A 10,060-nucleotide genomic window follows, 5' to 3' on the forward strand; every position below is an offset into this window, starting at 1 on the left:
CAATCTAACCTCCATCTTATAAATTTTTGTAAATATAGCACTTAATTTGCATTATAACGCATTTGATTTTGATAAAGATAAGAATATTCTGATAAAATATTACTTTACATAATGAAATAAAATCGAGAATATTTAGATACACGCCTTTTAATTCTTATTTTGGGTCGCTATACATACCCATCAAGCTAAGAAAACAAGTTACTCCCAAAACGAAAAAATGAGCTGAATTTTATTTTTGAAGACTTCAAAGTATTAGCTTGGTACAAATTGGTGATATTTCAATAAGGTATGTGCTCATTTTCTTACTACTGATAATAATAGGCTATGTTAACCTTACATGTATGGAATATACACACTATGACATGGTATAATTTAGGTAAAAATAGAGAGTGGATAGGAGAGAAGACTTTAGAATGCATATTTTACAGACAGAACGTTTAATTTTACGACCATACGAATTAAAAGATGCTGTTAGAGCACAAGCGTTGGCCGGAGAAAAAGAAATTATTGAAACAACTTTGGCTATACCCTATCCTTATCTACTAGAACATGCTGAATCTTGGATTCAACAACATCCTCGATTAATAGAAAATGGAGACGCTTATCCGTTTGCTGTTGTGTTGAAGGATGAAAATATACTAATTGGAACAATGACATTGCGTATTGATAAACAGCATAACAAAGGGGAACTTGCCTATTGGCTAGGTAAGGACTATTGGGGGAAAGGTTATGCGACGGAATCAGCAAAAAGGGTAATGGATTTTGGATTCTGTGAACTCAATTTAAATCGAATTTGGGCACCTGCAATGAGTAAAAATCAGGCATCAACACAAGTAATGAAGAAAATTGGGATGACCTATGAGGGGACATTAAAACAAGATATTTTAAAATGGGGAACATATGAGGACGTAGATATTTACGGGGTATTGAAAGGTTCCTATATGAATCACAGATAAACCAAATATATTTACTTCCGAGAACGATAATTATGTTAATAATACCTCATGATGTGGTAAAATTTAGGTGTTGCATTAATATGAATATACATGAGGTTTAGAAAAGAAAAAGGAGGATTTTTATGGTCGATAATTATATAAATGAAAAAGATCATCTTTTTTATAAAAAACGTTTTTATAATGTTTTAGCTTCAATTCCTCTTGTAGTTAACACGTTAATAGTAATATATTTATTAGATTTGGGATTAACTTATTTTGTAACCTTTACTGGCATTGCAGTAATAACTTTATTAATTCAGTTCATTTATTATTATTCAAATTGGAAAAAATCTTTTAAGTAACTTTTCTAATAGTTTTATGAATAAAAAGTCTCTTCAGAAGATCTGAAGGGACTTTTTGAGATTTTTAAATTCATGGACTACTGATAAGTGGTGTTATGTTAACTAATCCTGTATCGAGTATACATAACGATCTGCACAGGTTTTTTAATACATTAAAGAGAAATTATGTAGTGAAGTATTCATCAAAAGGGGGATTTACAGTTGACTAATATAATAACAAGTGACGGAACTACTTTACATATAACGAAAAGTGGAAAAGGAATACCTTGTATCTTTCTACACGGTGGTCCTGGCTATTGGAGCTATTCTTTTGAAAAAGCAGCAGGACCGTCTTTAGAGAATTTCATGCAAATGTATTACCTAGATCAAAGAGGTTGTGGACGCTCTTCTTTATCTAAGCAAGATGATTACTCACTAAATAGATTATTACAAGATCTTGAAGAAATAAGAAATGAGTTCGGATTAAAAAAATGGTTTGTGATGGGACACTCCTTTGGTGGTATATTGGCTACAAATTATGCAAAGCAGTACCCAGAATCAACATTAGGATTAATTTTGTTAAACTCCACATTAAACAAAAGGGAAACAAATATGCATCAAATGAATATAGGGCGAAAGTGGCTCAACCAAGAAAAAATTACCGATAACTATGAATCAATGGAACAATTTTATGAAGACTTTTTTGGCTTAGCAAAAGAGCTATTAGAAAGAGAACTATATTATGACATGCAATTTGAAAGTAAAGAGAATTTAAAAGTTCTTGAGCAGTTAGATAAGGATCTTATATACAGACCTAACTTCCGTGAATATGTCTTTAAGGACATTGGATTTTTTCAAGACTATACAAAAATCACAAGCCAGATCCATACACCAACATTAATAATTAGTGGAAAACATGATCATGCTATTGGACCAGACCATTATAAAAAATTTAAGTTCCCTAACAAGTATGTAACTATACTAGATGACAGACATCACCCTTATATAGAGAATCCTAAAGAATTTCAACATACAATTCAGAAATTCGTAGAAAGAGAATTTAGTATAAGTACACTCTGCAATTAACTTCAGATAACGGAAATTATGTAAAAAGCTAGATTCATACTAGCTTTTTTACATAATTTCCGGTTCTGGTGCAAAAATGTTAGTTAGAAGCATAGAGTAGCAATTTCTTTTTCATTTCTATCTTATGAAGCTAAGCCAAACAATTTATGAATAAATTGTTTCTGGTTTGGGACAGACTTAACCGGTAAAACAAGTTGTCCTTTTTTCATCATATGCATGGCTTCAACACCACTCAATATAGAGATTGCTGTTTTAAATGACTTAAATCCTAACATAGAACGAACACGCCTTTTAATAAACCGGTGGTCTTGTTCCACTATATTATTGAGATATTTAATTTGCCTTAGTTGTATGCCTTCAGGCATATGTTTCTCTTCTGTCAACTCTTGAATCGCTACAGGATAGGTAGGGTTCTTATCTACTGTTATTACACGAGGTTTAGAAACATACGAAAAAGCCAAGGCTTTCTTGAAAAAGTGCTTGGCTGCTTGTTTATCTCTTGATTTATTTAGATAAAAATCAATTGTACTCCCCTCTGAATCGACTGCGCGATATAAGTACATCCATTGACCTTTTACTTTAATATAAGTTTCATCGACTCTCCACGAGTCATTTGTTGATTTAAGATGATGTCGTACTTTCTCTTCTAATTGAGGTCCATATTGATGAACCCATCGCATAATCGTTGTGTGAGCAATAGACAAACCTCGTTCCTCCATCATTTCCACTAAATCGCGAAAACTTAGATTGTACCGTAGGTACCATCTTACTGTTAACAAAATAATGTCAGGTTGATAGTGCTTCCATTTGAACAAATTTTCCTTTTCCATACCAATCACGCACCCTTTCTAGAGTAATAGTATCAGTATGGCCAAGTCTTATAGATTTATTGTAATTATTCTGAAGTTTTTGCACCAGAACCAATAATACCAATTAAGAAATAGAGATAGTGTCATATTTTGTAAGTTGATGAAAATTTTTTGGAAATATGACGAAAATATGAACGAAAATTTCATTTTGTAGAAAAGGGGGATGGATATGGAATTCAAAGAAGATGACTATGTAATGGTTGTTCATCCAGATTATCCAGAACAACATGGGCTAGCACGAGTTATAAAGCCAAGAAATCAAGTTATCAGAATTGAATTATGTGGTGATAAAACTAGGTGGTTAGCTTCTACAGAATTTTTAAGACATGCTTCAGAAGAAGAAATAAGAGCAGCTAGCAAAAGCTAACTGCTCGGGTTGTGGAATAGGTTAAGAAATGGGTATCTACAGTATTGACGGAATATTGAGTTTTATTCAGTCTTGTATTTAAATTGCGTTTTAACTTAACGCATATCCTACAATCAAAGTAAGTGTTAGAAATACAGATAATGAAAATGTTAGTAGGACTGTTACTATGCTTCTAAGCATCGCTACCCAATTATTCACCTTAGAGAAGCCAATCATGCCAGCAAAAAAAGTTCCTACTGTTAAAACTAGTAAAATGAATAAAGGGTGAATGTGTAGTGAATCCGTAAAAAACTTGAATATTTCAGATGGGATTTCAAAATATAAACGGAATAAACCAATACAAATCAAAGAACAAATAAAGGACCATAGATTAATGTTATGTTTCATTGTCTTCTCCTTAGTTAGTAAAGTAGTTTTGATTTGATTTTAATGGAAAATATAAGAAAAATATACTAGATATGAATGGTTCTGGTGCAAATATGTTTCTAACAAATCATATTTGCACCAGAACCAGATTTAAGTAGTCCAATATAAAAAAACATTATGCAAAAGGAAACACCTACGCAGAACCATAGCTTAGGTGTTTTCTTTTTGTTTATAGAACATGCTCGGTCAGTCATATTCCTATAAAGATAGTAAAAAACATAAAATCAGACATCTTTTGAAAAATATTAAAGACTATTTCAATAATCACCAAAAAACGGTACAGTTCCTATATAAATACATTTTAAGAGGTGATTATATTGAAAAATTCCTTTGGCTTATTATTGGCTGTTGTGGTGGCATGAACAATGGCATTCGGTGTAGGTGGCTCGAATTTACATGCGGATTCTTCTCCCAAAGAAAAAATTCCGTAACAAATAGTATCAAAAAATTTTGGAAAGCGAACAACAGTAAATTTTGAGAGCCATATAAAATCACATCCCATTTTATCTGAAATTTCGATTCAATTGTATCTGCTAAGACACATAAATATGGTGATTTTACTTTCTTATATAAACTACTAAATCAAGAGTAATTGTATCCGCTCTGTTCGAAAACTACCTAGAAATACAAATTATATATATCATTTGTAAAATGGAATTGAGCAAAGATGAAAAGTAAATCAAAGTTGATGCATTAGTAAAGTAAATTTCATAGAATCATAGGATTGTTTCTGTACTTTTCGAAAATTAATTTTTTAAAGGAGCCGAAAAATGAGCCGAAAAAGAAAGATATTAACTTTTATATCCGCATTTGGTATAGGTTTAGCAAGTTATACTAATTGTACTGCTGCAGAGGTTTTAGACAACACTTCATTAAGAAATACTGGAGACATAATAAATCCTTCTACTACATCAAACACTTCTCAAGTAGCAGCTGTTGCTAAAGAGATGAAACCCTTTCCACAGCAAGTAAACTACTCTGGTATTATTAAACCGAATCATGTTTTACAAGAAAGTTTGAATACTTCAGTTGAAAATTATTATAATAATTGGAAAAATAAGTATCTAAAGAATGATCTTTCTTCACTTCCAGGTGGTTACTACGTCAAAGGAGAGATTACAGGAAATGCAGATGGCTTTAAACCGTTAGGAACTTCAGAAGGACAGGGTTATGGTATGATAATCACGGTTTTAATGGCAGGTTATGATTCAAACGCCCAAACTATTTATAATGGCTTATTTAAAACAGCGAGAGCTTTTAAAAGTTCCGAAAATCCCAATTTAATGGGTTGGGTTGTAGCCGATAGTAAAAAAGCTCAAGGGCATTTTGATTCTGCGACAGATGGGGATTTAGACATTGCTTACTCACTTCTTCTTGCTCATAAGCAATGGGGGTCAAATGGCACAATCAATTATTTGAAAGAAGCTCACAATATGATTACAAAAGGTATTAAGGCTAGTAATGTGACCAAAAATAATAGTTTGAATTTAGGTGATTGGGGTTCAAAGAGTACATTTGATACTAGACCTTCCGATTGGATGATGTCTCATTTAAGAGCTTTCTACGAATTTACAAGGGATAAAACTTGGCTTAATGTTATTGATAATCTCTACAACACTTATACACAGTTTACAAATAAATACTCGCCAACTACAGGATTGATTTCTGATTTTGTTGTGAAAAATCCACCACAGCCTGCGCCTAAAAACTTTTTAGATGAATCAAAACATACCGATGCATATTACTATAATGCGAGTCGTGTACCACTCCGAATTGTTATGGATTATGCAATGTATGGAGAAAAGAGAAGTAAGGTGATTTCTGATAAGGTCGCTACGTGGATTAAAAATAAAACAAAAGGTAACCCATCTAAAATTGTGGACGGTTATGAACTAAATGGAACAAACATTGGTGATTATCCAACAGCTGTGTTCGTTTCACCATTTATTGCTGCTGGTACGACTAACAGTAATAATCAAGCGTGGGTTAATAACGGCTGGGATTGGATGAAGAATAAAAAAGAAAGCTATTTTAGTGACAGTTATAATTTATTGACCATGTTATTCATAACTGGTAATTGGTGGAAACCGATACCCGACGAAAAAAACATACAAAATCCAACAAAGTCAGAAATTCAGTCTGAATATAAGGAATAGAATCCATATGCAGTATTTGAACTACTCCCCCTTCTATAATTGGGAGTAGTTCTATGAATACTGAAAACCTGCTTTTGGTACAAAAACTCCAAGATTCTTGCAAGTAATCTCTAAATCTTGGACACACTGATAGTATGACTCTAAAAAAGGTGTGTGATCAGCATAGAAAAGGAAAATTTGTTCAAATGGAACCTTTTTATTTTTGATTAAGTAAGGGTTCTGGTGCAAATATGATTTGCTAGAAACATAGAGCCTCCATATCCTTTTCATCTAGGAGTTATGATGCTACTCCAAATAATTTATGTTGTGAATTCAATCTCGTTTTGGACAGACTCCATCCCTTGTTGCAGTTGTCCTTTTTTCAGCATATGCATCACCTCTACTCCAAAGATAATCCGTTTGGCTGTTTGAAACGTTTTTAATCCTAACATAGAACGGACTCGTTTCTTTATAAAGCGATGATCTTGCTCTACTATGTTATTCAAGTACTTCTGTTGTCTAAGTTGCATACCGTCAGATATGCTTTTCTCTTTTTTCAACTGTTCAATTGCTATAGGATAAGCCGGATTCTTATCGACTGTTATGACACGAGGTTTAGAAACATGCAAAGACCGCAAAGCTTTCTTAAAGAAGTGCTTTGCAGCCTGTTTGTCTCTTGTTTTACTGAGATAAAAATCAATCGTGTTTCCTTCGGAATCCACGGCACGATACAGATACATCCATTGACCTTTTACTTTCACATACGTTTCATCGACTCTCCAGGAATCATTTGTCGTCTTAAGATGACGTCGTACTCTTTCGTCTAATTCAGGTCCATATTGATGCACCCAACGCATAATGGTGGTGTGAGCAATAGACAAACCTCGTTCCTCCATCATTTCTACCAAATCACGAAAACTGAGGTTGTACCGTAGGTACCATCTCACAGTTAATAAAATCATATCAGATTGATAATGCTTCCATTTGAACAAATTTTCCTTTTTCATACCGATCACACGCCTTTTTTAGAGTAATAGTATCAGTATGTCCAAGATTTAGAGGTTACTTGCATGTATCTTGAAGTTCTTGCACCGGAACCCTATATTTGTTGGAAGTTGAGTTCTTGATTTTCTTACGCTAAGGTTTTCTGTTTATTGAAAACCTTGAGTTATGAACTTCTTTATCGGGAATCATTGAAGAGGGAAACACAAAAATCACACCACTAATCCTTAATCACCAATAATTCAGAGATGAGTGGTGTAAGGTGAGGATAGAGGGTCAGGATTTTCATTTTATGAAAAAACGATATTCTTTTTGTAGAAAAGTACAAAAAGGATATCGTTTTTTAGCACTATAGAAACTTTTTATTATTTCAGGTGTCTTTTTATGTTAAATAAAAATTATTTCACACCAACAGCATCAAATGCTTTGTTTACAGAGGTAACCTCAGTTGATTGTGTTCCATATAAATCTGCAGCTGACTGTACAAGGGCTTGTCTTGCTTGAGAAAATGTTGCCGATTCTGTTAGATATTGAGTATTTGCGAGATAAAAGATTTTACCCATTTTATCTTTACCAATACCATTTACAGTTACTCCATAATGAGTACCACCCTCTGCAATGAGATACGCTGCTTTATTGATAATCCCACTATTTGTGTGTACTAATTTGCTTTGATTCGTTCCTGTATAACGTTTAGAATAATGGTCTGGATCACCGTATTGTGTTGGATCACTCATAGAACGAAGGGCTTGTCCTGATTGAAAGTATAAATTTTACCCAATTAAATAATCAGGTTTTGAATTATTATAATATTCAATTAACGTTCCGAAAATATCTGACATTGCTTCATTAAGTGCGCCAGATTCATCTTGATATATTAAATTGGATGATGACTCTGTTACTGCATGTGTTAGTTCATGACCAACCGCATCAATTGCAGCTGTAAATGAACGTGTTGATCCATCTCCATCTCCATATACCATTTGTTTTAGTTCCGGACTCCAAAATGCGTTTCCATACTGTTGTCCAAAATGAACAGATGAAACAATTTTAGACCCATTTCCGTCATAGGAATCTCTTCCCTGAAGTTTTTTATAATAATCATATACTATTCCTGCATAAGTATGAGCATCTACAGCCGCTTGTGCATTTTTGCTTGTAAAACTGTTAGTGCTATTACTAAAAAGGACACCTGGAAGAAAGGAAGTGTCATCATCACTTCCTTTATTTTGTGCATCATACGTATAAATTCCCTGGCCACGCGTTTTATCTACTAAATAATAAGTATTATTAGATTTTAAGAGATTCAAATTTTTTGTATTTCCAAATGAATCTTTACCCGTCCCCGTTATTGCTGTCCCAGTAATACTTCTTGGGGTTCTTGCTGCATGTAAAACTTCAATATGATCTAGGATTTTCCCAGTCTCTGCTTCAACAAAATAATCATGGCTACCTGGTTGTGGGGATAAAAATCCTAAATGAACATGATATGCATAGGATACTGTGTTATCTTTTGCATATACTACAAGTTCAGATGTTGGTTTTACATCATAGTTTGGTTTAAACCCTAGTTCCTTTTCAGCAATAGACACTGCCTCATCAGCAAAGATTTTTTGATTTGTTTGTTGTAATTTTTTATCTAAATCAGGAATTACGGTTCCAGAAAAAACAGTTAATACTCCTTTATCATCAACATGTGCAACTTGTGTAGATCCCCATACTGGAACACCATTATATGTTTGTTGTAATCGAACAACTTTTGTACCTAATTTATCCCCATCTTGTTTCTTCACAGCGAATGATTCTTTAGCACTTTTTGTACCTAGTTTATATTTATCCTTATTTTCATCAATATAACGAAATACTACATCCTCAGTTTTTGTTGAAGATGGTGTAGTCAGCTGTCCAGAAATAAACTCTGGAGACTTGATGGTCTCATTATACTTCTCTGTAGACAGCACATTATTTGATGTAGCGGCATAGCTAGGTGTCGGTAAACTAATTGATGTAGCAATAACACCAGCTGACAATAAAACTGCTAAACTTTGTTTCTTTGTTTTCATGTTTTTTTCTCCTTTGTTTTTACATCCTGTTTTAGACAGAATAAATATATTTTTAAAAAAATATATTTATATATATATATATTCTGTAAAGGTAGTTGGTTGTAAAAAATGGGAAAATATTCATGTTATTTAGGTGGGTTTACTTATAGTTTTGGTTGTGCAAGACTTTAAAGTGTTGAGTTTTCTAAGTTTTCATAATGAATATGCAATTTTGCATATTATATAAATATAAATTGAGAAATAGATATGCTATAAAAAATTCAAATGATGGTTTAAGTGAGAAATTCATCGGTTCTGGTGCAAAAACTTCAAGATAATTGCAAGTAATCTCTAAATCTTGGACATACTGATACTAGTACTCTAAAAAAGGACGTGCTCAGTATGAAAAAGCAAGATTTATTTAAGTGGAAACATTATCAACCTAATGTGATTGTGTTAACAGTCAGATGGTACCTACGGTACAACCTCAGTTTCCGTGATTTGGTAGAAATGATGGAGGAACGAGGCTTATTCATAGCTCACACAACCATTATGCGTTGGGTACATGAATATGGTAATCTAATGTATCAGATTTGGAAAAAGAAAAATAAATCTGCACATTTTGCTTGGCATTTAGATGAGACTTACATCAAAGTCAAAGGAGAGTGGTGTTATCTCTATCGTGCGATTGATCAAGAAGGATACACATTGGATATCCAACTCCGTAAAACAAGAAATCATCAGGCTGCCTATATGTTTATGAAACGATTAATCAAAGCGTTTGGAGAACCAACGGTTCTCACAACAGACAAGGCTCCTGCTTTGCTGTGTGCTTTCAAAAAACTAAAAAATAATGG

7 protein-coding genes and 3 pseudogenes are annotated in these 10,060 nt (G+C 33.2%); 6 read left to right on the forward strand and 4 right to left on the reverse strand.

Going from position 1 to position 10,060, the window contains the following annotated elements; all coding sequences use genetic code 11:
- Positions 1-413: 413 nt before the first annotated feature.
- The 3 genes from JDS96_RS28550 to JDS96_RS28560 all read left to right on the forward strand — a co-directional run bounded on the left by JDS96_RS28550 (position 414) and on the right by JDS96_RS28560 (position 2,362).
- Positions 414-956, forward strand: coding sequence for a GNAT family N-acetyltransferase (locus tag JDS96_RS28550; protein WP_199668834.1), 543 nt, complete (start codon positions 414-416; stop codon positions 954-956).
- 122 nt (positions 957-1,078) lie between these two features.
- Positions 1,079-1,297, forward strand: a complete 219-nt coding sequence (locus tag JDS96_RS28555) for a hypothetical protein (protein ID WP_063223176.1) — start codon at positions 1,079-1,081, stop codon at positions 1,295-1,297.
- Positions 1,298-1,498: 201 nt separating this feature from the next.
- Entirely contained in the window at positions 1,499-2,362 is an 864-nt protein-coding gene (locus JDS96_RS28560; RefSeq protein ID WP_199668835.1) for an alpha/beta fold hydrolase, read from the forward strand.
- A 122-nt stretch (positions 2,363-2,484) separates the two neighbouring features.
- Here JDS96_RS28560 and JDS96_RS28565 read toward each other — a convergent pair whose 3' ends face one another.
- Positions 2,485-3,192 (reverse strand): IS6 family transposase, encoded by a 708-nt coding sequence (locus JDS96_RS28565; RefSeq protein ID WP_199668836.1) that lies wholly within the window; start codon positions 3,190-3,192, stop codon positions 2,485-2,487.
- Positions 3,193-3,400: 208 nt separating this feature from the next.
- On the opposite strand from JDS96_RS28565, the gene JDS96_RS28570 reads away from it, so the two are divergent.
- Positions 3,401-3,598 (forward strand): hypothetical protein, encoded by a 198-nt coding sequence (locus tag JDS96_RS28570; RefSeq protein WP_242480014.1) that lies wholly within the window; start codon positions 3,401-3,403, stop codon positions 3,596-3,598.
- Positions 3,599-3,688: 90 nt separating this feature from the next.
- Here JDS96_RS28570 and JDS96_RS28575 read toward each other — a convergent pair whose 3' ends face one another.
- Positions 3,689-3,985: a hypothetical protein gene (locus JDS96_RS28575; RefSeq protein WP_033796642.1), complete on the reverse strand. Its 297-nt coding sequence runs from the start codon at positions 3,983-3,985 to the stop codon at positions 3,689-3,691.
- Between the two features lie 968 nt (positions 3,986-4,953).
- Between JDS96_RS28575 and JDS96_RS28580 the strand changes: the two are divergent.
- Positions 4,954-6,180 (forward strand): annotated as a pseudogene (locus tag JDS96_RS28580) (glycosyl hydrolase family 8); the annotation flags it as partial.
- Between the two features lie 277 nt (positions 6,181-6,457).
- Here the strand turns inward: JDS96_RS28580 and JDS96_RS28585 are convergent.
- Positions 6,458-7,166: pseudogene (locus JDS96_RS28585) on the reverse strand (IS6 family transposase).
- Positions 7,167-7,559: 393 nt separating this feature from the next.
- Positions 7,560-9,224: pseudogene (locus JDS96_RS28590) on the reverse strand (M4 family metallopeptidase).
- A gap of 381 nt (positions 9,225-9,605) precedes the next feature.
- On the opposite strand from JDS96_RS28590, the gene JDS96_RS28595 reads away from it, so the two are divergent.
- Positions 9,606-10,060: IS6 family transposase (locus JDS96_RS28595; protein WP_199668839.1), on the forward strand; the 455-nt coding region annotated here is incomplete at its 3' end.

The organism is Bacillus cereus group sp. N21, assembly GCF_016483395.1.
Lineage (GTDB): Bacteria > Bacillota > Bacilli > Bacillales > Bacillaceae_G > Bacillus_A > Bacillus_A pseudomycoides.

What these genes read in the sequence shown, in the direction of transcription:
- JDS96_RS28570 (WP_242480014.1), top strand. Translation starts at nt 3,401, where the DNA reads ATGGAATTCAAAGAAGATGACTATGTAATGGTTGTTCATCCAGATTAT.
- JDS96_RS28555 (WP_063223176.1), top strand. Translation starts at nt 1,079, where the DNA reads ATGGTCGATAATTATATAAATGAAAAAGATCATCTTTTTTATAAAAAA.
- JDS96_RS28575 (WP_033796642.1), bottom strand. Translation starts at nt 3,985, where the DNA reads ATGAAACATAACATTAATCTATGGTCCTTTATTTGTTCTTTGATTTGT.
- JDS96_RS28565 (WP_199668836.1), bottom strand. Translation starts at nt 3,192, where the DNA reads ATGGAAAAGGAAAATTTGTTCAAATGGAAGCACTATCAACCTGACATT.
- JDS96_RS28550 (WP_199668834.1), top strand. Translation starts at nt 414, where the DNA reads ATGCATATTTTACAGACAGAACGTTTAATTTTACGACCATACGAATTA.